The sequence below is a fragment of the Lactivibrio alcoholicus genome (genome assembly GCF_055390895.1).
The window spans coordinates 542,661-567,901 of record NZ_AP042471.1 but is presented as its reverse complement, the minus strand read 5'-3'; the positions used below and the strand labels follow the sequence as shown (position 1 = coordinate 567,901).

At 61.5% G+C, this 25,241-nt stretch carries 27 protein-coding genes and 1 tRNA gene; 27 read left to right on the top strand and 1 reads right to left on the bottom strand.

Translation table 11 applies throughout. The features are described 5' to 3' along the window. Positions 1-639: 639 nt before the first annotated feature. Positions 640-726: transfer RNA gene (locus ACZ5IU_RS02880), tRNA-Ser, on the bottom strand. An 82-nt stretch (positions 727-808) separates the two neighbouring features. On the opposite strand from ACZ5IU_RS02880, the gene ACZ5IU_RS02875 reads away from it, so the two are divergent. The 27 genes from ACZ5IU_RS02875 (at position 809) to fliI (ending at position 25,238) form a co-directional block, all read left to right on the top strand. After that, the gene (locus tag ACZ5IU_RS02875; protein WP_464420329.1) at positions 809-1,252 is read left to right on the top strand and encodes a CoA-binding protein; all 444 of its coding nucleotides are present in this window, start codon (positions 809-811) and stop codon (positions 1,250-1,252) included. 128 nt (positions 1,253-1,380) lie between these two features. Continuing rightward, the gene (locus ACZ5IU_RS02870) at positions 1,381-1,827 is read left to right on the top strand and encodes an acyl-CoA thioesterase (protein WP_464420327.1); all 447 of its coding nucleotides are present in this window, start codon (positions 1,381-1,383) and stop codon (positions 1,825-1,827) included. Next, positions 1,796-3,649 (top strand): thiamine pyrophosphate-dependent enzyme, encoded by a 1,854-nt coding sequence (locus ACZ5IU_RS02865; protein ID WP_464420325.1) that lies wholly within the window; start codon positions 1,796-1,798, stop codon positions 3,647-3,649. Before ACZ5IU_RS02870 ends, ACZ5IU_RS02865 begins: the two co-directional genes overlap by 32 nt. Before the next feature lie 3 nt (positions 3,650-3,652). Then, positions 3,653-4,213, top strand: a complete 561-nt coding sequence (locus ACZ5IU_RS02860; RefSeq protein ID WP_464420323.1) for a 2-oxoacid:acceptor oxidoreductase family protein — start codon at positions 3,653-3,655, stop codon at positions 4,211-4,213. Beyond that, positions 4,200-4,727: a type II secretion system protein gene (locus ACZ5IU_RS02855; protein ID WP_464420321.1), complete on the top strand. Its 528-nt coding sequence runs from the start codon at positions 4,200-4,202 to the stop codon at positions 4,725-4,727. Before ACZ5IU_RS02860 ends, ACZ5IU_RS02855 begins: the two co-directional genes overlap by 14 nt. Before the next feature lie 109 nt (positions 4,728-4,836). Further along, positions 4,837-5,382 (top strand): signal peptidase I, encoded by a 546-nt coding sequence (gene lepB, locus ACZ5IU_RS02850; protein ID WP_464420319.1) that lies wholly within the window; start codon positions 4,837-4,839, stop codon positions 5,380-5,382. Positions 5,383-5,399: 17 nt separating this feature from the next. Beyond that, complete coding sequence (locus ACZ5IU_RS02845; RefSeq protein WP_464420317.1) at positions 5,400-6,221, top strand: YlqF/YawG family GTPase; 822 nt, start codon at positions 5,400-5,402, stop codon at positions 6,219-6,221. Then, positions 6,218-6,793 carry a ribonuclease HII gene (locus ACZ5IU_RS02840; RefSeq protein WP_464420315.1) on the top strand — a complete coding sequence of 192 codons (576 nt, stop codon included), beginning with the start codon at positions 6,218-6,220 and terminating at the stop codon, positions 6,791-6,793. The genes ACZ5IU_RS02845 and ACZ5IU_RS02840 overlap by 4 nt, the downstream gene beginning before the upstream one ends. Then, a complete protein-coding gene (fliK, locus tag ACZ5IU_RS02835; protein ID WP_464420313.1) occupies positions 6,790-7,830 on the top strand; it encodes a flagellar hook-length control protein FliK in 1,041 nt (346 codons plus the stop codon). The genes ACZ5IU_RS02840 and fliK overlap by 4 nt, the downstream gene beginning before the upstream one ends. Continuing rightward, a complete protein-coding gene (locus ACZ5IU_RS02830) occupies positions 7,827-8,111 on the top strand; it encodes an EscU/YscU/HrcU family type III secretion system export apparatus switch protein (RefSeq protein ID WP_464420311.1) in 285 nt (94 codons plus the stop codon). The genes fliK and ACZ5IU_RS02830 overlap by 4 nt, the downstream gene beginning before the upstream one ends. Then, positions 8,108-8,482 carry a YraN family protein gene (locus tag ACZ5IU_RS02825; RefSeq protein ID WP_464420309.1) on the top strand — a complete coding sequence of 125 codons (375 nt, stop codon included), beginning with the start codon at positions 8,108-8,110 and terminating at the stop codon, positions 8,480-8,482. The genes ACZ5IU_RS02830 and ACZ5IU_RS02825 overlap by 4 nt, the downstream gene beginning before the upstream one ends. After that, complete coding sequence (locus ACZ5IU_RS02820; RefSeq protein WP_464420307.1) at positions 8,479-9,981, top strand: YifB family Mg chelatase-like AAA ATPase; 1,503 nt, start codon at positions 8,479-8,481, stop codon at positions 9,979-9,981. Before ACZ5IU_RS02825 ends, ACZ5IU_RS02820 begins: the two co-directional genes overlap by 4 nt. Continuing rightward, positions 9,978-11,093, top strand: a complete 1,116-nt coding sequence (dprA, locus tag ACZ5IU_RS02815; RefSeq protein WP_464420305.1) for a DNA-processing protein DprA — start codon at positions 9,978-9,980, stop codon at positions 11,091-11,093. Before ACZ5IU_RS02820 ends, dprA begins: the two co-directional genes overlap by 4 nt. Before the next feature lie 15 nt (positions 11,094-11,108). After that, on the top strand, positions 11,109-11,447 hold the full coding sequence (locus tag ACZ5IU_RS02810) for a hypothetical protein (RefSeq protein ID WP_464420303.1): 339 nt from the start codon (positions 11,109-11,111) through the stop codon (positions 11,445-11,447). 77 nt (positions 11,448-11,524) lie between these two features. Then, positions 11,525-13,753, top strand: coding sequence for a type I DNA topoisomerase (gene topA, locus ACZ5IU_RS02805; RefSeq protein WP_464420301.1), 2,229 nt, complete (start codon positions 11,525-11,527; stop codon positions 13,751-13,753). Next, a complete protein-coding gene (gene trmFO, locus ACZ5IU_RS02800; protein ID WP_464420299.1) occupies positions 13,746-15,056 on the top strand; it encodes a methylenetetrahydrofolate--tRNA-(uracil(54)-C(5))-methyltransferase (FADH(2)-oxidizing) TrmFO in 1,311 nt (436 codons plus the stop codon). The genes topA and trmFO overlap by 8 nt, the downstream gene beginning before the upstream one ends. 212 nt (positions 15,057-15,268) lie before the next feature. Then, on the top strand, positions 15,269-16,189 hold the full coding sequence (locus ACZ5IU_RS02795; RefSeq protein ID WP_464420297.1) for a tyrosine recombinase XerC: 921 nt from the start codon (positions 15,269-15,271) through the stop codon (positions 16,187-16,189). 3 nt (positions 16,190-16,192) lie between these two features. After that, positions 16,193-16,726 carry an ATP-dependent protease subunit HslV gene (gene hslV / locus ACZ5IU_RS02790; RefSeq protein WP_464420295.1) on the top strand — a complete coding sequence of 178 codons (534 nt, stop codon included), beginning with the start codon at positions 16,193-16,195 and terminating at the stop codon, positions 16,724-16,726. Further along, complete coding sequence (hslU, locus tag ACZ5IU_RS02785) at positions 16,723-18,141, top strand: ATP-dependent protease ATPase subunit HslU (RefSeq protein WP_464420293.1); 1,419 nt, start codon at positions 16,723-16,725, stop codon at positions 18,139-18,141. Before hslV ends, hslU begins: the two co-directional genes overlap by 4 nt. Positions 18,142-18,203: 62 nt before the next feature. Next, positions 18,204-19,037: a GTP-sensing pleiotropic transcriptional regulator CodY gene (codY, locus tag ACZ5IU_RS02780; RefSeq protein ID WP_464420291.1), complete on the top strand. Its 834-nt coding sequence runs from the start codon at positions 18,204-18,206 to the stop codon at positions 19,035-19,037. A 67-nt stretch (positions 19,038-19,104) separates the two neighbouring features. Beyond that, positions 19,105-19,506, top strand: a complete 402-nt coding sequence (gene flgB, locus ACZ5IU_RS02775; RefSeq protein WP_464420289.1) for a flagellar basal body rod protein FlgB — start codon at positions 19,105-19,107, stop codon at positions 19,504-19,506. Positions 19,507-19,508: 2 nt separating this feature from the next. Continuing rightward, a complete protein-coding gene (gene flgC, locus ACZ5IU_RS02770; RefSeq protein WP_464420287.1) occupies positions 19,509-19,922 on the top strand; it encodes a flagellar basal body rod protein FlgC in 414 nt (137 codons plus the stop codon). A gap of 163 nt (positions 19,923-20,085) precedes the next feature. Continuing rightward, on the top strand, positions 20,086-20,397 hold the full coding sequence (gene fliE, locus ACZ5IU_RS02765; RefSeq protein ID WP_464420285.1) for a flagellar hook-basal body complex protein FliE: 312 nt from the start codon (positions 20,086-20,088) through the stop codon (positions 20,395-20,397). A gap of 15 nt (positions 20,398-20,412) precedes the next feature. Then, the gene (gene fliF / locus ACZ5IU_RS02760) at positions 20,413-21,999 is read left to right on the top strand and encodes a flagellar basal-body MS-ring/collar protein FliF (RefSeq protein WP_464420283.1); all 1,587 of its coding nucleotides are present in this window, start codon (positions 20,413-20,415) and stop codon (positions 21,997-21,999) included. A gap of 9 nt (positions 22,000-22,008) precedes the next feature. Continuing rightward, positions 22,009-23,028 carry a flagellar motor switch protein FliG gene (gene fliG / locus ACZ5IU_RS02755; RefSeq protein ID WP_464420281.1) on the top strand — a complete coding sequence of 340 codons (1,020 nt, stop codon included), beginning with the start codon at positions 22,009-22,011 and terminating at the stop codon, positions 23,026-23,028. Continuing rightward, positions 23,021-23,920, top strand: a complete 900-nt coding sequence (locus tag ACZ5IU_RS02750) for a FliH/SctL family protein (protein WP_464420279.1) — start codon at positions 23,021-23,023, stop codon at positions 23,918-23,920. Before fliG ends, ACZ5IU_RS02750 begins: the two co-directional genes overlap by 8 nt. Continuing rightward, complete coding sequence (fliI, locus tag ACZ5IU_RS02745; protein WP_464420277.1) at positions 23,901-25,238, top strand: flagellar protein export ATPase FliI; 1,338 nt, start codon at positions 23,901-23,903, stop codon at positions 25,236-25,238. Before ACZ5IU_RS02750 ends, fliI begins: the two co-directional genes overlap by 20 nt. Positions 25,239-25,241 lie beyond the last annotated feature (3 nt).

The window sequence follows — 25,241 nt, the reverse complement described above, 5'->3', positions numbered from 1 at the left end:
CCCTATCAACGAGAGCGCCTGGAACCAGTGTTGTCATATCTCGTATTCCTCCCAGTCTGCCGGACGGTCATTTTATCGGACTTGCGGTTCACGGAGATACGGTAGCATATTCAGAATAAATAATCGAGTCTCAAGACTCTTTTGAGGCATGGATTATGCCTCAAATCCTCCTCGGCGTCAACAGAATACTACGTATGTATATTTTGTTTTATTTTTATACAAAAAAATTATCATATTCCGTGAAATACTAAAAAAATATTGTTTTGATTAAAATGATCAGGAGAGATTTGAAGTGAGGAGACTGGGAGGGTAGGGCTGATTGGGCATACCGCTAACCCGAAATCTCCGGACATGTCCGAAAAACGCACTCCTGTTATCTTTATGCGTGTTTTCGCGGGGAATCAAGCGTTGCAGCGGGTATAATACGAACACCACCTCATGCGTTCCTGAAACGCATCGAATGCGGGAACACGAGGCTTCCAGCCCGTTTCTGGGGAGGCGGTTTTCTTCCGAAGAGACAATGAACTCGAGGGCGAAACGACCATTTCGGTTCATCGCTGTTGAACGAGAGGTGGTCGAGGATAATGTTCCCGAATGGGGAAATAGCGGCTGGCAGAGATTGCCGGCGATGATGGGAAGTGGCGGAGGGCAGAGGATTCGAACCCCTGGTGCTGAAAGCACAACTGATTTCAAGTCAGCCGCCATAGACCACTCGGCCAGCCCTCCGACCGGGGTCATTATACAGAATTCCCGCCGGCCCCGCCACTGCGCAGGTGGATTTCGGCCTTCGTTATGGGAGGAATGGGAGATGGACGAGGAACGGAAGGAAAAAATACTGCGCAGTTATGTGTGCGCTCCGTCGACGGTGGCCATGGTCGGGGCATCGCCGAAAAAAGACCGCCCTGTGTTCACCGTGATGAAATATTGTCTCATGCATGGATTCCGCATTTTCCCCGTCAATCCGCAGTATGCCGGACACGAGATTCTCGGCTGTTTCTGTTATGCAGGCATTCGGCAGGTACCCGTCGTTCCCGATATCGTCGCGTTGTTTCTGTCTCCGAAGACACACGCTCCGGTCCGGGAAGCGATGTCCGCGATAGAATCTTCCGGACGGTCGGTTGTGTGGATGCAGCCCGGCGCAGAGGACGACGAAAGCGAACGGTTGTTTCTCGACGCCGGATTCGAGGTCGTTCGGGACGACTGCATCATGCGTGCGCATATGCGCGCGTGCGGAGGGGGCCGGAAGGAGTAACGACACAGTACACGTCATAACACTTCGGGAATGAATATAAATTTTCCTGCTTATGGTATATAATTTTATACTGATGTGATGTTTTCCGTTCCGGATGGAGGTGGACTTTTCTGAAACTCGAGATTCCGGTGACATTGCGTGTCCGCTACGGAGAGACGGATCAGATGGGAGTCGCCTACTACGCGAACTATCTGACGTGGTTCGAAGTCGGCCGAACGGAGCTCTGCCGTGTTCTCGGGCGCCCCTACGAGTCGTGGGAACGCGAGGGGATCTTCCTCCCCGTCGTCGAGGCGCACTGCCGGTACAAGCATTCTGTACGCTACGACGAGGAGATCGTCGTATTCACGAGTTTCGGCGATCTGAGTCCCGCGTCCCTTTCCTTCCGTTGTCGTGTTCTCAGGAAGAGCGACGGCAGGCTTCTCGCGGAGGGGTGGACGAAGCATGTTTTCGCGGGCCTTTCCGGAAAGATCATACGAGGCGGTAATCCCATGGCGGATTGGATCAAGGAGCAGCTGAACTCTCGAATTGGAGGTGGCGAAAACGGTGAGCAAACGTGCGATTCTGTTGGGAAATGAAGCGATCGCCCGGGGGGTCGTCGAGGCGGGATGTCTCGTGGCCACGGCCTATCCCGGAACGCCGTCGTCGGAGATACTCCCGTCAATAGCGGAGTGGGCCGACGAACTAGGTACCAGAACCGTCGTCGAATGGGGGGTCAACGAGAAGGTCGCGTTCGAGATGGCGGTCAGCGCGTCCTTTACGGGAGTCCGATCCTGCGCCGTTATGAAGCAGGTCGGACTGAACGTCGCGGCGGATCCGTTCATGAGCGCGGCGCATTTCGATCTCAGGAGCGGCATGGTACTGATTTGCGCCGACGATCCTGGGCCGCACAGCTCCCAGACCGAGCAGGACAGCCGCTTCTTCGCGATGTTCGCGAAGGTCCCGTGCTTCGATCCCTGCGACGCCGTCGAGGCGAAGGCGATGGTATTCGACGCCTTCGATCTCTCCGAGAAACACAACATCATTACGATGCTCCGTCCGAGCGTTCGTGTGGATCACTGCCGGCAGGACGTCGAGCTCGGCGATGTCATCGCGAAGGACCAGGGCTTTCGCTTCGAGAAGGATCCGATGCGCTGGACCTGTCTTCCTGCGGGGGTCCGGATCAACCATCCGAAACTCAACGCAAAGAACGACGCGATCCGCGAGGAGTTCGAGAAAGACTACGCGAAGTACAACTATGAAGTGAAGGCGGCGCGCCCCGCGAAGCTCGGAATCATCGCGTCGGGAGTCCAGTTCTCCGTCGTGATGGATATCGTCAGGGGATGGGGACGCGACGACATCGACGTTCTCAAGATCGGAACGCCCTATCCGCTCCCGATCCGGATGGTTTCCGACTTCATCGGCAGACACGAGACGACGCTCGTTCTCGAAGAGACGTATCCGGTCATCGAGATGCAGCTCCTCGACAGGACGAAAGTCCAGGGACGGTGGAACAAGGTGGTTCCCGGAGCCGGAGAGTTGTTGCCCGAGGTCGTCGAGGGGATCATCTCGAAGGCTCTCGGCATCACCGGGCCGGCCGGAGCGGATCCCGACCTCAAGGCCGCGCTCGAGGAACTCAGGATCACTCCCAGGAAACCGATGCTCTGTCCGGGGTGCCCGCACCGCGCGAGCTTCTTCTCGATTCGGCAATCGCTCCCGGCCGCGATCAATCCGTCGGATATCGGCTGCTACACGCTCGGAATCAACCAGAAGGGCGTCGACGCCGTCATTGATATGGGCGCGTCAGTGACGATCTCGTCCGGATTCTTCATGGCGCAGAAGGCGAGCGGTGCCGACCTCAAGCCCGTCGTCGCGACGATCGGTGATTCAACGTTCTTCCACATGGGGATTCCCGGACTCGTGAGCGCCGTCTACAACAAGCACGCGATGGTCCTCGCGATTCTCGACAACGGAATCACGGCGATGACCGGCGGACAGGCGAACCCCGCCGTCGGCGACAAGCTCCGCAAGGGCGAGACTGGTGCGGTCGTCGATATCGAAGGGGTCTGCCGGGGGTGCGGCGTGTCGTTCGTGAAGGCCGTCGGAGCCTACGACGTCGCGGCAGGAAAGAGCGCCGTCAAGGAGGCCTGGGAGTACGCGAAGGCCAACGGAACTCCGGCTGTCGTCATCTTCCGGCATCCGTGTATGCTCCTTCGCCGGAAGCAGGAGACGATCCGCGTTCGCGTGAACCAGGACGCGTGCGTCGGGTGCAAGTTCTGCATCAACTTCTTCAACTGTCCCGGGCTCGTGTTCGACGAGGCGAAGAAGAAGGCGTTCATCGAAGATCGCTTCTGCGTGTCCTGCGGCGTGTGCCGGAATGTCTGCCCCCATGGGGCCATCGTTGCGACGGAGGGGGAATAGCTCATGCAGTACGTTATCGTCGGCATCGGCGGGCAGGGGATCCTCTTTTCGAGCAAGGTCCTCGGGAAGATTGCCCTTTCACGGGGCGAGAGCGTCATGGGCAGCGAAGTCCACGGAATGGCGCAGCGCGGCGGATCCGTCATCAGCCACTTCAAGATCGGGGATTACCGGAGTCCTCTCGTCAAGGCGGGAGAGGCTGACATTCTTCTCGCGTTCGACCAGAACGAGGCCGTGAGAAACCTGCACTTCCTCAGGAACGGCGGCGCGCTGGTCGTGAACGTCCACGACGCGCCGGCGCTCGGGAACGCGCATTTCAAGGCCTATGTCGCATCCCGCGGCATCAAGGTCTTTCCGCTCGCCGGGTACGATATCCTGAAAGCGCACATGAACGGAAACTTTCTTTTCCTGAACGTCCTCATCGTCGGAGCCATGTGCGGCGCCGGCGTGGCGAACGTGAGCTACGACGAAGTTCGGAATGCGGTTCGGGAGCTTTCACCAGCGAAGTTCGCCGACGCGAATCTCAAGGTCGTCGAATTGGGATATGGAGCGATTGCCGGCGCGTAATTCCGGACTCGACGCTCTGAAGGGAGCTCCTCGTGGGCTCCCTTTTTTCGTAAAGGGGTTCACGCTGGTCGAAGTTCTGATCGTGCTGCTGATTCTCGGGATCTGCTCCTCGATGACGCTCGTCTCGAAACCGGAGGTTACCGATACATCGAGTGACGCACATCCGGTCGTCCGGGAATCGGAGGCAATCGCCTCGTGGCTCAGCCGGGTCTTCACCCGGGCTTCCGTGACGGGACGGTTCTTCTACATGCGTCCTGGAACGCAGCCCGTACCGCGTCTTCGTGTTTACTGGACGAATCCGAACGAGACGGAGACCTACGAAACGGGCGAACGGTGTTTCGTCGCCAATCGCGGTTCGCTTCGGGATTCGTGGTATAGTCCTGTGTGGGGTACTCTTTCCCCTTCGTTCACGCTTGCCGCTTTCGCGGGCGCCGGAGGGGGGACGCCGGTACGGTATATCGTCGTCACGCCGCGTGGTTTGGTTTCGGTGCGAAATACGCCTCCTTCCGATTGAAACGGCGGGATAATGGGAGTATAAGACGAGGGTATCGTCGAAAAAAAACGTTTCGTAACGCGATGGACATCCCGGTACGGGCGAATCGTGATTGGAGGTTATGTGCGGAATGGCGGCAGCGGTAGTGAAACCCTGGTGGAGAGAGACGATCGAGACGATCCTGTGGGCGCTTGTTCTCGCGCTGATCCTGCGGACGTTCGTTGTGCAGGCGTTCTGGATTCCGAGCGGATCCATGGTTCCCACGCTCCTCCCCGGAGACAGGGTTCTTGTGGCGAAGTTCTGGTACTGGTTTCAGGAACCGAAGAGGGGACAGATTATGGTATTCAAGTACCCGGTGGATCCACAGCGTGACTTCGTGAAGCGTATCGTCGGGCTTCCCGGGGATGTCATAGAGATCAGGGATGGAATCGTGTCGGTCAACGGAGCGCCGATCGCCGAGCCGTATATCAGGAATCATGACCTCTTTACGCTGACGGAAGGCCCGGTTTTTCCGAAGGTTCCGCTCACGGTCCCGAAGGGATCGTATTTCGTGATGGGGGATAACAGACCGAATTCCCAGGACAGCCGCTTCTGGGGGGTCGTCCCGAAACAGAACGTCCGCGGCCCGGCCTTTATCCGCTACTGGCCGCTTGACAGGGTCGGCCTGCTGGATTAGGAGGCAGGGGAGAACGGATGGCACGTACTGTCTGGTTCCCCGGTCACATGGCCCGGGGAACCCGGAAGCTTTCCGAGCTCGCAGGAAAACTCGATCTTCTTCTCGAGGTTCGCGATGCGCGCGCGCCGGAGTCGACGTCGTCTCCGGCGGTCCGGACGTTTTCTCGCGAGCTGCCCGTCTGGACGGTTCTCGCGAAGCGGGATCTCGCGGAGGAGGAAATCACGAAGGAATGGGTCAGGTTTTTCGAGCGGAGCGGGGGAAGAGCGTGGGCGCTGAACCTTCTCTCGCCCAGGGTCGATTCACTCAGGCGGGCCCTTCTTTCGGCCGCCCCTTCCCATCGTGAGATACGTCTTGCGGTCGTCGGTATTCCGAACGTCGGAAAATCCCTTCTCCTGAACGCGCTTGTCGGCAAAAGCCAGGCGCAGGTCGGCGGGATTCCCGGCGTCACGCGTGGCGTGGCGTGGTACCGAGGGAACGGTCTCCTGATCGTGGACTCTCCGGGAATTCTCGATCCCCATTCCGGCGAAGCCGCGCATCGGCGCCTCGCGTGGCTCGGGTGCAGCAAGGCGGACGTCATCGGCGGTTTCGACGTCGTGGCGGCGGATCTCATCGCTTTTCTGAAGACGACGCATCGCTGGAAGCTGATTTTCGACGCGTGGGGGGTTGCGGACGAGGAAGAAAGCCCCGGGGAGGCGCTCGAGCGAATCGGACGCCGTCTCGGGTGTCTCGTCGCTGGTGGGCGTGTGGACCTCGAGCAGGCGGGAAGACGCCTCGTGGACGCGTTTTCGCGCGGAACTCTTGGTTCCGTGAGCATCGAGGCGCCGGACGGAGAGCCATGACGATCGAACGATCCATTGGCGCGGACGAGGCCGGAAGGGGGCCGCTCGCCGGTCCTGTCGTCGCCGCGGCAGTCCTGCTGACCGAAGAACAGCGGAGTCTTCTCGTCGAAAACGGACTTGCGGATTCCAAGCGCCTGTCGGCGTCAAGGCGCGAGGCGCTTTTCGCCCTCATGCGGGACGCGGGTGTCCGATGGGCTGCCCAGGCTGCGTCGGTGGAACGGATCGATTCGACGAACATCCTCCGCGCGTCGCTCTGGGCCATGGGGAAAAGCGCGATGAAAATCGCGTCTCCTGATGACCGCGTCCTCGTCGACGGACCGTACGAGATCCCGGATTTCCCGATGAATCAGCGCGCCATTCCCCACGGAGACGCCCTCGTTCCCGACATATCGGCCGCGTCGGTGATCGCCAAGGTCATCAGAGACAGGATCATGCTCCGACTCGATGCCGTCTTCCCCGGATACGGATTCGCACGCCACAAGGGATATCCCGTCGCGGCGCACTACGAAGCGATCGCGCGGCTCGGACCGAGCGCGATCCACAGGCGTTCCTTCAGGTTGTTTCGCCCGTGAGCCCGCAGATCGGCGGCATCCACGGATCGCCGGGATCCGGAGAAAACCTCCGCCAGATCGAAACGCCCGGCAGGCAACAGCCCGTACGCCCCCTCGACAGGGCGATCGCCGACGGCAGCGTCGTCGAGGGAATCGTCCTCGAAGCCCGCGACGGAGAGTATCTCGTTCGCATCCTCGGTCAGAATCTGCGCGCCCTAGCGACGCTCCCGCTCTTTCAGGGGCAGCGTTTCCGGGCCGTTTTCGATTCTTCCGGCGATGTTCCCCTCCTTCGACTGACCGAACAGGACTCGGCGCTCCTCGGACCGCTCCATGAGCAGGATCGCGGCGTTGCGACGGCCCTGCTGTCGCGGGGGCTCCCCATCAAGCAGGAGGTTCTCGACATGATCCGGTCGGCATGGCTCCGCGCGGGAGGGGATCCCGATACGCTCGGTTCCTTCGTGGAGCTCTGGGCACGCGGAATTCCGCTGAATCCGGAAGCCGCCCGGCTCATTACCTGGTATTCCGGGATGAGCGCGCAGGATGTCGCGTCCGCATGGAGGAAGATCCGCGAGGAGCTTCGGCGGAGACTGGCATCCGGCGAGGATCCGAGGCACGCGATCGAAGCTATGAAGGGAAGCGACGACGAGATCGGAGCATTTCTCCGCGCACATTCGCATCTGTCGCATCCTCCCCGGGAGGGGCTTGATCCGGCGCTTCTCGCCGCGACGTGGTGGCCCGCGGGAAATGGTGACGATCCGCTTCTCGCGCGCGTGACGGTGTCGTCCGGGTGCGTCGGCGACCGTCCCTTTTACCGTCTTGTCTTCGGTGTCGAAGGAGAATCGCTCGGCCAGGTCGAGGGAGACGTCGAAAGCGACGGCCGTTCGATCGTTCTGACGCTGACGGCCGAGCGTCTGTCGGCGTTCGAAAAGCTCCGTTCGAATCGTCACGTTTTGCGCGACTCCCTGCAGGATCTGTCGATGGCGATACAGCATATCGGTGTCCGCCAGGGCAGGCGGGAGATCCGTATCGGCGGGCGGAAGGTGGACGTCCAGGCGTGAGCGCGAAGCGGAAACAGCGAGAACGGGCCGTCGCCCTCGAATACGAGAAGAACGCCGACGCGGCTCCGCGCGTGACCGCGAAAGGCGAGGGGTTCGTCGCGAAACGGATCGTCGAGATCGCGACGGAAGCGAACGTCCCGATCGTCGAGGATGCCGCTCTCGTGAGCGCACTGCTCGCCCTCGAAATCGGACAGGAAATTCCGGGCGAGCTGTACGAGGCCGTCGCCCGGGTGCTCGCCTTCGTCTACAACATCGACCGGGAGATGCGCAAACGACCATGACCGCGCCGCATCTGCAACTCGGAAAACGAGGCGAGGACGAGGCCGCCGAGCGTCTTTCCGCACAGGGGTTTCGCATCCTCGGGCGGAATATCCGGAACCAGTGCGGCGAGATCGACATCCTCGCGATGGACGGAGACGAACTCGTCGTCGTCGAAGTCCGGGTCAGGACGATCGGCGAGATGATGTCGCCGGAGGACTCGGTCGGTCCGCGGAAGATCCGCAGGCTCGTCAGAGCAGGAACACTTCTCGCGGAGTCGCGGAACTGGCAGGGGCCGTGGCGGATCGATCTCGTCGCGATGACCGTCGACAGGAATGGGGAGTGGAAGGTGGAGCACATTCGCGACATCACCGGCGGAGCGTGGCAGAGTTGAGTGCCGTCCACGGAATCACCCTCCGCGGGATAGAGGCCGTCCGCGTCGAGACCGAGGTCGAAATCACAGGAGGACTCTTTTCGATGTCGATCGTCGGCCTACCCGACGCCGCAGTTCGGGAGTCGAGGGAACGCGTCCGCGCGGCGCTTCGCACTCTGGGACTCCAGGTTCGGGGCCGCGTGGCGATCAACCTCGCTCCCGCCGATCTGCCGAAGGAGGGGGCTCTGCTCGATCTTCCCATAGCGCTCGGACTGGCGTCATCTCTTGGCGCCGTGACGGTTCCGGAAGGCGCCATCTTTCTCGGGGAACTCGCGCTCGACGGTCGCCTCCGACGCGTCAGGGGCGCCGTTCCGGCGGCGATCCTAGCCCGGAAACTCGGCGTTTCCCTGTATGTACCGGAGGAAAACGCCCGCGAGGTCGCCCTTGTCCGCGACGCTCGTGCGTATGCCGTTCCCGACCTCGCGACCCTGCTCGCCGCCCTCGGGGGCCGAATGGAACTCGCGCCCGTCGAGGCGGCTGCCCCGGGAGAAGAAGACGTCCGGCCGGACCCGGATTTCTCGGATATCCGGGGACAGGCTTCGGCGAAGCGGGCGCTCGAGATCGCGGCGGCCGGACATCACAACGTTCTTCTCGTGGGGTCTCCCGGGAGCGGAAAGACGATGCTCGCGCGGGCGCTTCGCGGCATCCTCCCGCCGCTCTCCGAAGCGGAGCTTCTCGAAACGCTTCTCGTCCAGAGCAGCGCCGGCGCCCCCTATGCGGGAGGGCGCGAACGCCCCTTCCGGCCGGTCCACCACACGGCGAGCACCGTTTCCGTCTGCGGAGGAGGGCACTCGCTCTCTCCGGGCGAGGTGACGCTCGCGCACCGCGGGGTTCTCTTTCTCGACGAATTCACCGAATTCCGCAGAGACCTGCTCGAGGCGCTTCGGCAACCCCTCGAGGACGGCAGAATCACCGTAAGCCGCGCCTCGGGAACCGTCGAATTCCCGTCCCGGGTCCTCCTCGTCGCCGCGTGCAATCCCTGCCCGTGCGGGTGGCAGGGCGACCCCGTCGAACGATGTTCCTGCGTCGCGTCCGACATCGAGCGCTACAGGAGGAAGCTTTCCGGTCCGATCATCGATCGGATCGACATGTACGTCTCCGTTCCGAGACTGCTTCCCGAGGAACTCATCTCCGCGGCGGACGTTCGTGCCGAGGAGAGCGTCTCGATCCGCCTCCGCGTCCGGCGCGCGCGGGAGGTCCAGAGGAGGCGCTGGGAACCGTCGGGGTTCCACTGCAACGCGGAGATCCCTGAGCGGCTGCTTCGAAAGACCATCGGACTCGCCGATGACGCGAGGGCATTTCTTTTGGGAATCGCCGGGAGCCTGAAGCTTTCGGGACGGGGGATCTCCCGCGTGCTCAAGGTGGCGCGGACGGTTGCCGACCTCGCCGGGACCGGCGAGGTCGCCCGGGCGCACATCGCGGAAGCGCTCGCGTACCGAAAAGGCGGTGGCTCCCTGTGACAGTCGTGCGCGACGCCCTGATCCTTCTGAACGGACCGGCGACTCTGGACATCCGCGTATGGGAACGCGCCCGCTCCGGCGGCGTATCGCCGGAGGACATCCTTGGCGGCGACCGTCGGGCGTATGGGGCGCTCGGAATCTCCGGAACCTCTGCCGGGACTCTTTCGGAACTTGCGGCTTCCGGATTTCCGGAACGCGAACGCGATCACGCGCGGCGGAAAAACGTGCGGATCGTCACCTGCGAAGACATGGACTATCCGGACGCGTTGCGGGGCATCCCCGACGCTCCTCTGGCGCTCTATGTCGCGGGGAGCCTGCCGTCCGGCGTGTCGGGTGTCGCGGTCGTCGGCACCCGGAAGTGCTCGTCCTACGGACGTGCGGTCGCCCTCGCGCTCGGAAGTGCGGTTGCCGAAACCGGAGGGACCGTCCTGAGCGGAGGAGCGCTCGGAATCGACGCGGCGGCGCACGAAGGCTGCCTCGACGCGGGAGGAACGACCGTCGCCGTTCTCGGAACGGGATCCGATGTCGTCTATCCCTCGGGGCATGAGCGACTCTATCGGCGGATTCTGGAACGTGGGGCAACCGTAACGGAGTACCCGTTCGGGACGCGGCCGAAGGCGTGGCTGTTCCCGCGCAGGAACCGCATTATCGCGGCCCTTGCGGAGCGTCTCGTCGTCGTCGAGGCGCCCGAAAGGAGCGGCGCGATGATTACGGCGCGCATCGCGCTGGAGTACGGACGCGAAGTGTGGGCCGTTCCGGGGCGGATCGACGAAGAGTGCGGCCGCGGAAGCAACCGTCTGCTCGCGGACGGCGCCATCCCTCTGATCGATGTCGGCGAATTCGTATCGATTCTCTCGAACGGACAGCTGTCTCTCTTCCCGGAAACGTCCGGACCGGAGACGCCGGAGAGCGGGATGACGTGTGAAGAGGTAAAAATTCTGCATATTCTCCAAAAAAAAGCGAATCAAACGGTTGACAACATCGTGTCCGAAGGTACAATGACTGCCGCTGACGTTTTGTCCGGCCTTTCTGTTTTGGCCGCGCGTTCCCTCGTTTATCAGTCCGGACCCGGTCGCTGGAGCGCTGCACCGGAGATCCGGAAACAGCCATGAAAGGAAGATTGAAGAGTGCCCATACACGGATACCAGCGGAGCGATGACGCGGCCATGGATGATTTTCTCGTCCCTTTCCGCACACGGATGTTCGATAAACTTGAGCGGCAGTATCTCGACCTCGACGCGCAGGGACTTGCCTACAGGTACATGGCTGCGGGGGAAATCCCCGCCGATGTCCTTGAGAAGGCCTTTCAGGAAGCCATCTATCTCGGGCGGATGAAAAACGCGATGATCGACTCTCTCATGTTCGAAGCGCTCGTCGAAGCGCTGATGGAGGACCGGACGTTCGATATCCAGGGGAGCCAGGCGGATCCGGTCAACATGTGCGCCGGCAGAAGCTGGTTCTGTTAGGGATGGCGGCGGCGAAAAAAAGTACGCCGTCCGCGAAGATGGACGGCGACATCGGGACGAGCGGGACGAAACGAAGAATGAAAGCGCCTTCGGCGACCGGAAAGGACCCCGCGAAACCGTCGGAGAAAACCTCTCCGAAGAGGGGCGCTGCGAAGGTGGCGAAAACCTCGCAGACCGGAAAAGCGTCGTCGAAGACGACGACTCCGAAGATATCGAAAGAATCCGTCCTCGTCATCGTCGAGTCTCCCACGAAGTCGAAGACGCTCACGAAGATCCTCGGTCCGGGCTATACGGTCCGGGCAAGCGTCGGGCATGTCCGCGACCTGCCGAAGAGCCGCATGGCCATCGACATCGATCACGATTTCGCGCCCGAGTACATTCTCGTCAAGGGAAAGGCCACGCTCAGGAAGGAACTTGCCGCGATAGCCGGAAAAAGTTCCTCGGTTATCCTCGCGTCGGACCCCGACCGCGAAGGAGAAGCCATCGCGTGGCACCTTGCCGACCTCCTTGGGATCGATCCCGCTTCGGCATGCCGCGTCCGTTTCTACGAAATCACCCCGGCGGCGGTCCGCGAAGCGATCGGAACGCCCGACCGCATCGACATGGACAAGGTCGACGCGCAGCAGGCGCGGCGCATCCTCGACCGACTCGTCGGCTATACGCTGAGTCCCCTCCTCTGGAACAAGATCCGCTACGGACTCTCGGCCGGCCGGGTCCAGTCGGTCGCCCTGGCGCTGATCTGCGAGCGCGAGGAGGAGATCAGCGCCTTCGTTCCGACTGAATACTGGAATGTGACGGCATCCGCGGAGGCGGATGGCGGACGGCGCTACTCGTTGCGGGCGGACAGTCTCGACGGGAAATCCCTCTGGAAAGAGGGCAAGTCGCTTCTCATCCCCGACGCCGAAACCGCATCGTTCGTCGAGGACGAAATCCGGAGCGCGGCGATTACCGTACGCTCCTACGTCACGAGGGCGAGCGTTCGGAAACCCCTCGCGCCGTTCAAGACGAGCACGCTGCAACAGGAAGCCTCCCGCCGTCTCGGTTTTTCGCCTCGCCGGACGATGGGAATCGCCCAGTCGCTTTTCGAGGGCGTGACGATCCCGGGCCGCGGACCGACGGGACTCATCACGTACATGCGGACGGACAGTCTCAGGACGGCTCCGGAGGCGATCGCGGCAGTCCGCGAATACGTCGGATCGCGCTACGGCGCCATGTATTTGCCCGAAGAACCGAATCGTTTCGAATCGAAGGTTCTGTCTCAGGATGCGCACGAAGCTATCCGACCGACGGATGTCGGGATCGACCCCTCGTCTCTCGAGGGAGTCGTCGAACCCGAGCAGCTTCGTCTCTACTCGATGATCTGGAAGCGGTTCGTCGCGTCCCAGATGGCTCCGGCCGTCGTGGAAAACGCGACGCTCGACGCGGATGCCGGCCGCGTCGGGCTGCGGCAACTCGGCGAGAGTATGCGTTTCGACGGCTGGAGCGCGGTGTGGCCGCTCGATCTCAAGGGGGAACTTCTGAAGCCCGCGACGCCCGGAGAACCGCTCGCGCTTCTCGATGTCGAGAAAGAACAACGCTGGACGAAGCCTCCCGCACGCTATTCGGAAGCCTCGCTCATCAAGGTGCTCGAGGAAGAGGGGGTCGGACGTCCATCGACGTACGCGTCCATCGTGGAGACGCTCTACGATCGCGTCTACGTCGAGAGGAACGAAGAAAAGCGCCTGCAGCCGACTCCTCTCGGGATGACCGTGACGGAATTCCTCAAACGCTATTTCGGCGGGGGGAGCACCTCTCCGATCGTCGATACGGGCTTTACCGCCAGCATGGAAGAAAGCCTGGACGAGGTCGAAGGCGCCCGCAGACGGTGGCTCGATGTCGTTCGGTCGTTCTGGGATCCGTTCCTGAAGACCGTAGAAAGCGCGAAGGCGGCGCCCAGGGTGCCGCTTCCGGAACCGGAGCCCGTCGGCAGGGACTGCCCTGAATGCGGGAAACCGCTCATCAGGAAGAGAGGCCGTTTCGGGGAGTTCATCGCGTGCACAGGGTATCCGGAATGCCGCCATACGGAGCCGATCAGGCAGACGACCGGCGTCGCGTGTCCCAAATGCGGCGCGACCGAAGGCGGAGAGATCGTCCGGCGAAAGAGCCGGAAGGGAAGGACATTCTACGGGTGTTCCCGCTATCCGGACTGCGACTACGTCTCCTGGAAGGCCCCCGAGAAGCCGAAATGTCCGAAATGCGGCGGCGCGACGGACGGAACGACGTGTGCGGATTGCGGGCACATTCTGGGGACTGGGAACGATGCCTAGGGTCACCGTCGTCGGCGGCGGTCTCGCCGGATGCGAAGCCGCGTGGAGGCTCGCGAAGGATGGGTGGAGCGTCGATCTCCACGAGATGCGTCCGGTCAGGACGAGCCCGGCGCACCGTACCGCCCTGCTTGCGGAGCTCGTGTGCAGCAATTCGCTCGGCGCGCTCGAACCGACAAGTCCGGCAGGCATTCTGAAGGAGGAGCTTCGCCTTCTCGGCAGTCTTCTTCTCGGGTGCGCGGAAAAGGCTGCGGTTCCGGCCGGAAAAGCGCTGGCCGTCGACCGTGAGTCCTTCGCGTCGCTCGTCACGGAGGCGATCGAATCGTGTCCGTCGATCACGATCCATCGCGAAGAGGTTTGCGAAATTCCGGAAGAACCGTGCATCGTCGCGACGGGCCCCCTGACGTCGCCGTCCATGGCTTCTGCTCTCGCGCGCGTGACGGGCGAAGAGTATCTCTACTTCTTCGACGCCGCGGCTCCTGTCGTCGTTCTCGACAGCGTCGACGAGGATGTCGTCTATCGCGCGGGGCGCTACGGACAACGAGGGGACTATCTGAACTGCCCGATGACGGAAGAACAATACCGAGCGTTCCACTCCGCCCTGATATCCGCCGAACGTGCTGTTCCGCACTCCTTCGAGGACCCGAAATACTTCGAAGGGTGCCTTCCCGTCGAAGTGATCGCCGCGAGAGGTCCCGAAACGCTCCGGTTCGGACCGCTCCGGCCCGTCGGACTTCCCGACCCCCGGACGGGACGGGAACCTTTCGCTGTCGTTCAGCTCAGGCAGGATAACAGGGATGGGACGCTCTACAACCTCGTCGGTTTCCAGACTAGCCTCAGGTGGGGCGAACAGGATCGCGTTTTCCGGCTCATCCCGGGGCTCGAGCGAGCCGAATTCGCGAGATACGGAGTCATGCACCGGAACGTCTACGTGAACGCTCCGAAGGTGCTCGATCCGTGGCTGCGCGTGCGCGGCCGGGAGGCGCTTTTTCTGGCCGGACAGATCACGGGGGTCGAGGGCTATCTCGAAAGCGCCGCTATGGGAATCGCGACCGCGGTGAATTGCGCCGCACTCGGACGGAATCCGGAACGGCCGCCCGTGTGGCCGCGCGAGAGCGTGACAGGATCTCTGCTGCACTATCTGATGAACGCCGAACCGGCACGCTTTCAGCCGATGAACGTGAACCTGGGAATCCTCCCGCCCGTCGCGGGGAAACGGATCTCCAGGCCGGATAAGTGCCGGATCGCCTCGGAACGGGCGCTTGCCTCAATGAAGCGTTTTCTCGAAGATCTTCGCATAGGCTGAACATACGCGCCTCCCGCAGCGAAGCGCATCTCTCCCTCAGAGGCACGCTTCCTTTTCTTCGGGAGCGCTCGGACAGGAATTTCCCGGGAAAAAGGATATCGACAACGGTTTTCCACGGACGAAGCGCGGATATGCACGTATTCCGCGATCGCGATAAATTCCATTCTTTTGAAAAGTTGCTAGAGTCTAGAAAAAGGTGCTAAAATATTGTCATGCCAGAACAGTTATCAGCTTCGGTGGATTGCTTTCTTGATACGTTGCGCTTCGCACGGAACGCTTCCGGGCATACGGTCGCGAATTACTCGATCGATCTCTCGCAATTCGTCGAGTATGCGGTCGCAAGAGGCGTTTCGTCGATGCGGGACGTGGACTCGCGGATCATACGGAGTTTCCTCCGCGATCTCGTCGGGTACGGGTATGCGAAGACATCGGCGGCGCGGAAACTTTCGACCATACGGAGCCTGTGCTCCTTTCTCGTCGAGCGACAGGAACTCAAGGTCGATCCGAGCGCGAGCGTCCGGGGGCCAAGGCTCCCCGGACGATTGCCGAGGGCTCTTTCGCGCGGGGACGCGAAGCGTCTTGTCGAGGCCGTTCCGGAGGACGATCATGCGGCGAGGGACTCCGCCGTTCTTGAGTTGTTGTACGGATGCGGGTTGCGTATCGCTGAAGTCGTCGGGCTCACATGGGATGCGGTCGATCTCGGGGAGCGATGGTTGCGTATTCTCGGCAAGGGAGACAAGGAGCGGATGGTTCCGATGGGACGGTACGCCGTTTGTTCTCTGGAACTGTGGAAGCGGGAATGCTCATGCCTGTCGCAGGGAAGGGATCTTCCCGACATTCCGGGGGCGACTTTCGTCTTTCCCGGCAAAGGGGATTCTCCGATGACCGTCAGGACGGTCGCCCGGATCGTCGATCGCGCCGCCCTGAAGGCCGGCATCCCCGGGGTGACGCCGCACGTCCTGCGACACAGCTACGCGACGCACATGCTCGAAGGAGGCGCTTCGATCCGGGTGCTTCAGGAGCTTCTGGGACATGAATCGATCGTCACGACGCAACGGTATGTGACGGTGACCGCCGATCGCCTGAGGGAAAGCTACATCAGAGCTCATCCTCGTGCGAAGGAAGGGGATTAGGGAATGTTCGAGGGAACGACGATCGTCTGCGTCCGGCGCGGAAACGCGGTGGCCATGGCCGGAGACGGCCAGGTCACGTTCGGGACGCAGATCATCAAGGCCGGCGCCAAAAAGGTGCGCCGGTTGTACAAAGGGTCGGTGCTCGCGGGGTTTGCGGGAAGCACTGCGGATGCGATGACGCTGCTCGAGCGGTTCGAAAACCGGCTCGAAGAGAACAGCGGCGATCTGACGCGATCCGCCGTGGCCATGGTCAAGGAGTGGCGGACGGATCGTACGCTCAGACGTCTCGAGGCGATGCTTCTCGTCGCCGACGCGCGGAGCACGTTGTTGCTTTCCGGCGCGGGGGACGTTCTCGAACCGGAAAACGACACGGCTTCGATCGGATCAGGATCCGGTTTCGCTCTCGCCGCGGCGCGCGCGCTTCTCGAAGCCTCGGAATGGGTTCCGTCGAGGATCGCCCGGAGGGCCATCGAGATAGCCTCGGAGATCTGTATCTACACCGACAATGTCATTTCGGTGGAGGCGATCGGCGAATGACGCAGCTCGAACAGGGAGCGTACGGGCTCACCCCGCGTGAGATCATGGCTTACCTCGACCGCTATGTCGTCGGGCAGGGCGGCGCGAAGCGAGCCGTCGCGATCGCGCTCAGGAACAGAATGCGTCGCAGGGCGCTCTCCGACGAGATCGCCAGGGAGATCATGCCGAAGAATATCCTGATGGTCGGTCCGACGGGAGTCGGAAAGACCGAGATCGCGCGACGGCTTGCGGATCTCGTGAACGCTCCGTTCGTAAAGGTCGAGGCCACGAAATTCACCGAAGTCGGGTATGTCGGACGCGACGTCGAATCTATCGTCCGGGAATTGACGGACGCGGCTGTCGCGATGGTCAAGAAACGAAGGATCGAGGAGGTCCAGATTCCGGCATCGGAACGCGCGGAACAGCGGATCGTCGATATCCTCCTTCCGCGCCCGGAAAAAAAAGCCCGCGTTCCGGAATTCCTGCGCGCGTTCACCGGCGGCGGACAGGAACCCGAGGAACCGGAGACGACCGAAGAGGACGAACGTCTCCGCGAGGGAACCCGGCAGAAGCTTCTCTCGTTGCTTCGTGCGGGAAAGCTGGACGACCGCGAGGTCGAAGTGGAGGTCTCCGAGTCCTCTGGTATGGCGATCCCTCTTCTTGGAGGCGCCGGAATGGACTCCATGGGAATCAACATCGGCGAGATGCTCGGAAATCTGCTCCCGAAAAAGACGAAGAAGCGACGCGTGAGCGTCTCGGACGCGAAGCGGATGCTCCAGGCCGAAGAGGCTGAAAAGCTTATCGATATGGATTCCGTAACGCGCGAGGCTCTCGAAACGGCGCAGGAGGAGGGGATCGTGTTTCTCGACGAGATCGACAAGATCGTCGCGCGGGGTGGCGGCGGATCCGGCCCCGATGTGAGCAGGGAAGGCGTCCAGAGAGATCTCCTGCCGATCGTCGAGGGAACGGCCGTACAGACGAAATATGGCCCCGTGACAACGGATCACATGCTTTTCATCGCCGCTGGGGCGTTCTCTTCGGTGAAGCCTTCGGATCTCGTGCCGGAACTTCAGGGGCGCTTTCCGATTCGCGTGGAGCTTCAACCCCTGAGCTGCGACGACCTGGCGAAGATTCTCGTCGAGCCCGAAAACAGTCTGATCCGGCAGTATCAGGCGCTCCTCGGCGTCGAAGACGTGACTCTCGAATTCGACGGGGAAGCCATCCGCGAGATCGCGACCCTTGCCGAGCGGATGAACGCGGAGATGGAAAACATCGGCGCACGGAGGCTTCACACGATGATCGAGTATCTTCTCGATGAAATCAGCTTCACGGCGCCCGAGCGGAAGGGGGAGCGGATCGTGATCGGCGAAGCCGAGGTCCGCAGCCGCCTGACTCCGCTCATCAGCGACAGCGATGTCCGACGGTACCTCCTGTAGGTTCCGTCGTTATCCATAACGTACAAATACCGTGCGCCATGCGCATGAGGAGGGAACGTAGCATGAAAAAGGGAAACGATTCGATCGATATACCGTCAGTCATCGTCGAAGACCCGTCGATGAAAGACCTTCTTGACAAGACAAGACAGGTCGGAAGGGCACTCCAGAGTCGACGGGAGGGAACGAAGCCGGATTACGCGAAGCTCGCGAAGCTTCTGTGCGATTTCTCCACGGCAAACGTGTACATCATCAACAGGGAAGGCAAGATACTGGGGTATTCCTGGGTGAGCGAATATCATTCCGAACAGCTCGCGCAATTTCTCGACAAGGGGTATATGCCGGAATCGTTCGTCGAGAAGGCGAACCAGCACAGGGAATCCATCCTGAGCGACAGCGACGCGTATCTGTTCGACGACCAGAGCGACGAAACCGGGCCGGAAAAACATCTTCTCTACGTTCCGATCTACGGATCGGCGGAACGTCTCGGGACGCTCTTCCTCGCCCGGTTCTTCAAACCGTTCTACGTCAAGGATCTCGTGCTTGCCGAGTATCTCGCAACCCTCGTCGGCATCGAAATCCTCCACGACAGGACGCGGACCATCGAAGAACGCGCGAGAGAGCGGCTCGTCGTCCAGATGGCCATGAGGGCGCTGTCGTATTCGGAGGTCGAATCGGTGAAACACATCATCACCGAACTGAACGGCAGCGAGGGGGTCGTCATCGCGAGCAAGGTCGCCGACCGGGTGGGCGTCACGCGGAGCGTCATCGTCAACGCTCTCAGAAAACTGGAAAGCGCCGGGATCATCGAGAGCCGCAGCCTCGGAATGAAGGGGACATTCATCAAGATTCTGAGTCCGCTCTTTGTCGAGGAACTCGGGATCGGTGCGCGGGACTGAAATTTCCTCAAGCTGCGGGCGATGTCTGCCGAAAAAGGAAACGAGGCGTCGAAGGGAGGGTGCGTAGATGTATGGAGATATGACAATGTCGGTTCTCGGGAAGGGAATGCAGGGACTCTCCCGAAGACTTGAGTCCACGTCGAAGAATATCGCGAATGCGAATACGCCCGCCTACGCACGCCGGAAGGTGTCGTTCGAGGAGGAACTGCGGGAAGTGATCAACGGCCCGTCGAAATTACCGATGATTGTCACCGACCGCTCCCACATCCCCTCAGGGCCGCTTGCGGTCGACGATGTCGTTCCGACGGAGACGCGCGTTTCCGATGAACCGTACCGTCTCGACGGAAACGCTGTCGACCCCGAGCGGGAGATGGCTGTTCTGACCGAAACGAGAATGTCGTACACGGCGCTGAGCCGCTTTCTCGCCCGAAAGGGCGCGATGTTGCGTTCCGTGATGGGCGGGCAGTAGGGATGAGAGTCTTCCGGAGCATCGATGTCGCGGGAAGTGCGTTGACGGCTCATCGCCTGTGGATGGATACGATTTCCGCGAATCTCGCGAACGTAAATACGACTCGGACGCCCGAAGGGGGCCCGTATACGCGAAAGGTCCCGATTTTTGCGGAGATGCTCGACCGCGAACTGGACGGCCCGATGGGCGGAGTGCGTGTGACGGCGATCGCCAGAGATCCGCAGGCTCCGAGACTCGCCTACCAGCCCGACCACCCCGACGCGCGGGAAGATGGGTATGTGGCCTTTCCGAACGTCTCCGTCGTGCGCGAGATGACCGATATGATGGTCGCGAGTCGCGCGTATGAGGCGAATCTCGCCGTCACGGAAACCGCGAAGACGATGTGGAACGGTGCGCTCGATATCCTTCGGGGGTAACGTCCCGGAGCGGGAAACGCTAAAAAGTAGGCCAAAAGAACTACAGGAGGTCCGTCACGAGGCTCGAAATGCCGCAGTGGCGGGCCTCTTTGTATTTCACGACGTGGTGTTGTGGTAATATTTTCTGGATACGCGAACATTCTTTGGCAAGGGGGCGCATGTGTTGTCGAGAATCGATCTGGATCTGTCGAAGTTTTCCGCTGAGAGCGTCTCAGCCGAAACGTCCGGAAAGCCCAGGACTCCCGAAGGACTCGGAATATCTTTCGAGGACCTCCTGAAGGAGTCCATGGTTCAGGTCAATTCGCTCGGGCAGCACTCCGATACGATGATGAAACGAATGACGACGGGGGATGTCGACGACATTTCCGACGTGGTTCTATCGGTCCAGCGGGCGGAAATCGCCCTCCGCCTTCTCACTGAGGTCCGGAACAAGCTGATCGACGCATATCAGCAACTGGCGCGGATGCCGGTCTAGTTTCCGGCGGGGACGGTGTCGAAAAGCATGGAGCGCATCCGGCAGCTGTTGGGACGTGTCGCGTTCTTCTGGTCGTCCCTCAGGGGGTGGCAAAAGGCCTCCCTGGGTGGCGCAGGCCTTTTGGTCCTCGTCCTCCTCGGCCTTCTCGTGTTCTGGGCCGGGCGTCCCGCCTACGATCCTCTCTTCACGGGGCTCGAAGTAGGCGACGAGGCGGCGATTGTCGCCTACCTCAAGGAAAACAAAATCCCCTATCGTATCGATCCCGCCGCAAATGCGATCCTCCTTCCCAGGGCCCAGGTCTACGAGACGCGGCTCGCGTTGGCACAGGCGGGGCTTCCCAAGGGAGGAAGCGTCGGATACGAGCTTTTCGACGCCTCCAAGATGGGAATGAGCGAGTTCCAGCAGAAGATCACGTATATCCGCGCGCTGGAAGGGGAACTCTACCGCACCATCAAGCAGCTCGACGCGGTCGATTTCGTCAAGGTCAACATCGTTATCCCGGAGCAGAAGCTCTTTCTCGAACAGCAACAGCCCTCGACGGCTTCCGTGCTCCTGCGTCTCAAGGCGGGGCGGGAACTCGGTCCCGATCAGGTCAAGGCGATTGTCCACCTCGTTTCCCACAGCGTCCAGGGGCTGACGCCGGAAAACGTCACCGTCGTGGATTCGACCGGAAAGGTTCTCTCCGATCTCCTCGACCAGGATCTCTTCATCTACTCCAGGTCGGGAGAGGGGCATACGGTTTCGTCGGTCCAGCGAGAACTCGAGCGCCAGCAGGAACGAGAGCTCGAAGGAAAAGTCCGCGTGATGCTCGAACGGGTCTATGGCCCCGGAAAGGTGGTCGTCCGCGTCAAGGTCGATCTCGACTTCGACAAACGGTCGAGCACGCAGAAGGAATTCATCCCGGGACCTTCGGGAAAGGGAGTCATCCGGAGCCAGCAGCTCACGGAAGAGAGTTACAAGGGACCCGGAACGCCGCCCGGCGGCGCTCCCGGAACGACGACGAACATCCCTGGGTACGCTATTGCGACGCAGGGAGCGGGAGCGTCGGAATACAACAAGAGCGATACGGTCAACAATTTCGAGATCACGACGCGGGAACAGCAGCAGAACGTGACCCCCGGAGCGATCCGGCGGATGTCCGCTTCGGTTCTCGTCGACGGAGAACTCCAGGAGCCGAGAGTGAAAGAGCTTCATACCCTCGTGGCCTCCGCGATCGGGTACAGCGAGGTCCGTGGCGATCAGCTCGTCATCCAGGGGATGAAATTCTCGACGACGCTCTCGGATACGCTCGCGGAGCAGCTTGCGGCGCAGCGCCGGACGGAGCTGATCATCGCGCTGGTTTCGACCGTCGTCGTTCTGGTTCTCGCGGTGCTGGGGGCGATCTACTACATGCGCCGGAAGCGGATGAAGGCGATGCTCGCGGCCTCAGGATCCAAAGAGCCGAAACGGATTCCGACGATCCAGGAACTCCTCGCGTCTCCCGATCTTTTCGAGTCGCACGGAGAACTGGCCGTTCTCGAGGAACAGCTTCGCGCCTATGCCAGGTCGAAGCCTGAAGAAATCGCGAGCCTCATGCAGGACTGGCTCGCCGAGGAAGTCTAGGAGGGCGCGATGGCGAAGGCCGGCAAGGGACGGGATCTGAGCGGCAAGGAGCGTTCGGCCATACTCATGGTCGCGCTCGGAAACGAGATCGCCGCGAATATCTACAAGCAGCTCGACGACGCGACGATAGAGATCGTCACGCTCGAAATCGCAAACCTCCGAAAAGTGACGCCGGAAATGCGCCTCGATGTCCTCAAGGAGGCCCAGGAGATGCTTCTCGCCCGGGAGTACATGGCGAGAGGAGGCGTCGATTACGCGCGCGACATTCTCGAACGGGCCCTCGGTCCGGAACGGGCACAGAGTCTCCTGTCGAGGATTACGGCGTCGCTGCAGGTAAGACCGTTCGATTTCATGCGGCATACGGATCCGCAGCAACTTCTCGGCTTCATCCAGAGCGAGCACCCTCAGACGATCGCCCTGATTTTGTCCTATCTCGAACCGGAACAGGCCGCCCAGGTCATCGGCGGCTTGGCTGCATCCCTCCAGGCGGAGGTCGCGAAACGGATCGCCCGGATGGACCGGATCACTCCGGAGGTTCTGCGGGAGGTGGAGCGTGTGCTCGAAAGAAAGCTCAGCACCGTTATGGGACAGGACTTCACGCTCGCGGGCGGCATCGACGCGATCGTCAACATCATCAACAACGCGGACCGGGCCACGGAGCGGAACATCATGGAACACCTCGAGGAAAACGACCCGGAACTCGCGGAAGAGATCAAGCGACGGCTGTTCGTCTTCGAGGATATCATCAAGATGGACGACCGCTCGCTCCAGAGAGTCCTGCGCGAGGTGGAGATGAAGGAACTCGGCCTTGCGCTCAAAGGCGCGACCGAAGAACTCCGGAGCAAATTCTTCCGGAACATGTCGAAACGCGCGGCGGAAATGCTCAAGGAAGACATGGACTACATGGGGCCGGTCAGGGTCCGGGACGTGGAGGAATCGCAGCAGAAGGTCGTCAATGTGGTCCGCGCTCTGGAGGATACGGGAGAGATCATCATTTCCAGAGGCGGAGAGGAGGAGCTGGTTGTCTAATCACCTCCGCCGGAACATCCTGCGCGCAGTCCGCGTTCTTCCCCAGTCCGTCCGAATCGGTGCGGCGCAGGAGACCGGCCGGCCGGAGGACGAATTCGAAGGTTCCGTGCGCCCGGAGGACGTCGAACGACGCGAGAGGGAATCGGAACTCGACGATGTCCGGCATGAGGTCGAAAGATTCCGGGAGCGCGCCGAGGCTGCGGAGCGGGAGAATGGCGGGCTGCTGGAACGGATTCGCGCTTTCGAAGGTGAACTGTCCGAATTGCGTTCCCGGGTCGAGACGGAACGCGGGAAGATGATGTCCGAGGTTGAGACCGAGTCCGGGCGACTTTTTGAGAAAGCCCGCAGGGAAGGATATGCCGAAGGAAACAAAAACGGCCGGGAAGAAGGACTCGCTCTCGCGAGAAAAGAAGTGGCCGCCGAATACGCCCAGCGCTTTTCGGCGCTTGTGGCCCGTCTCGAATCCATTCACGAAACGCTTGTCGGCCAGACCGATTCGCTCATACGACTCCTGACGCCGAAGATCATCCGTCTGTGGCAGAACCTCCTGAAACGGATGCTGCACAAGGAAATTTCCCTCGACCAGGAAGCGGTCCTCCGTGTTTTTTCCGGCGTCCTTCAGCGGGTGAGCGACAGGGAACGAATCGTTGTATACCTCGCCCCGGCGGATGTCGACATCCTCCGAGACCGCCAGGGAGAGTTCGCCGATATCCTGCGCGGAACGAAACACCTTGAGTTCATTGCCGACCCCAGCGTCGGTCCGGGCAGCTGCATCGTCGAGACGAACCTCGGCGTCTACGACGCCCGGTGGAGAACACAGCTGGAGCAGATCGATTCCGAGATAGAGACGCTCTTTATCGAGGGAATCCGGTATGAATCCAACCAGAACTGACCTCACGCTGGTCGAGGTCCTCGGGAGCCGCCTCGACAGGACGCAGCTCATCCGGATCAACGGACGGGTCGTTCAGGTGGTCGGACTCGTCGTCGAATCCCAGGGACCCGACGTCCGCGTCGGAGATCTCTGCGCTATCCGCTTCCGTGACAGTTCCCGTTCCCTCAAGGCCGAAGTTGTCGGGTTCCGGGGCGACCGCGTCCTTCTCATGCCGCTCGGAACCCTCAAGGACGTGGGGCCGGGGTGCGACGTTCTGTCGACGGATCGTCCCCTCGGGGTCCGGGTTGGCCAGTCCCTGCTTGGGAGGGTTCTTGACGCGCTCGGGGAACCCATGGACGACAAAGGACCGGTCATCGCCACCGATGTCTACCCCCTGTATGCGGATCCACCCCACCCCTTGCGGCGGCAGATGATAACGACGCCTCTCCCCGTGGGCGTCAGGGTCATCGACGGAATCCTCACGCTCGGAACGGGGCAGCGGATCGGAATATTCGCGGGATCGGGCGTCGGAAAGAGCACGCTGCTCGGAATGATGGCGCGTTTCACCGAAGCGGATGTGAACGTCATCGCGCTTGTCGGGGAACGAGGCCGGGAGGTGCGCGAATTCGTCGACCACGATCTCGGCGAAGAGGGGCTCCGTCGTTCCGTGCTCGTCATCGCCACGTCGGATCAGCCTCCGCTGATCCGTCTCAAGGCGTCGCTGACCGCGACTGCGATCGCCGAGTACTTTCGGGACGAGGGGAAAAACGTCCTCCTCATGATGGACTCCGTCACGCGCGTCGCCAGGGCGCAGCGCGAGGTCGGCCTCGCCATCGGCGAGCCTCCGACGACGCGCGGCTATACGCCGTCGGTGTTCGAAAGTCTGCCGAGGCTCCTCGAGCGGGCTGGCGCCGGCGAGCGCGGGAGCATCACCGGGATCTACACGGTGCTCGTCGAAGGAGACGACATGAACGAACCTGTCGCGGACACGGTCCGCGGAATTCTCGACGGGCATATCGTCCTTTCGCGAAGGATCGCTGCCCGGAATTTCTACCCTGCCGTCGATGTCCTCGAAAGCGTCAGCCGCGTCATGCCCTCGATCGTCGGCCGGGAACACCTCGAGGCGGCGGGCCGCGTCCGCGAACTCCTCGCGGTTCATTCCGAGGCGGAAGACCTCATCAACATCGGCGCCTACAAAAAGGGATCGAACCCGAAAATCGACTGGGCTCTCGACCACCTCTCCGACGTTCGCGGATTCCTGTCCCAGAAGGTCGACGAGACATTCTCGTTCTCCGATGCGGAGAAAACGCTATTGTCGCTCGCTCCGACGTCCGAATAGGAA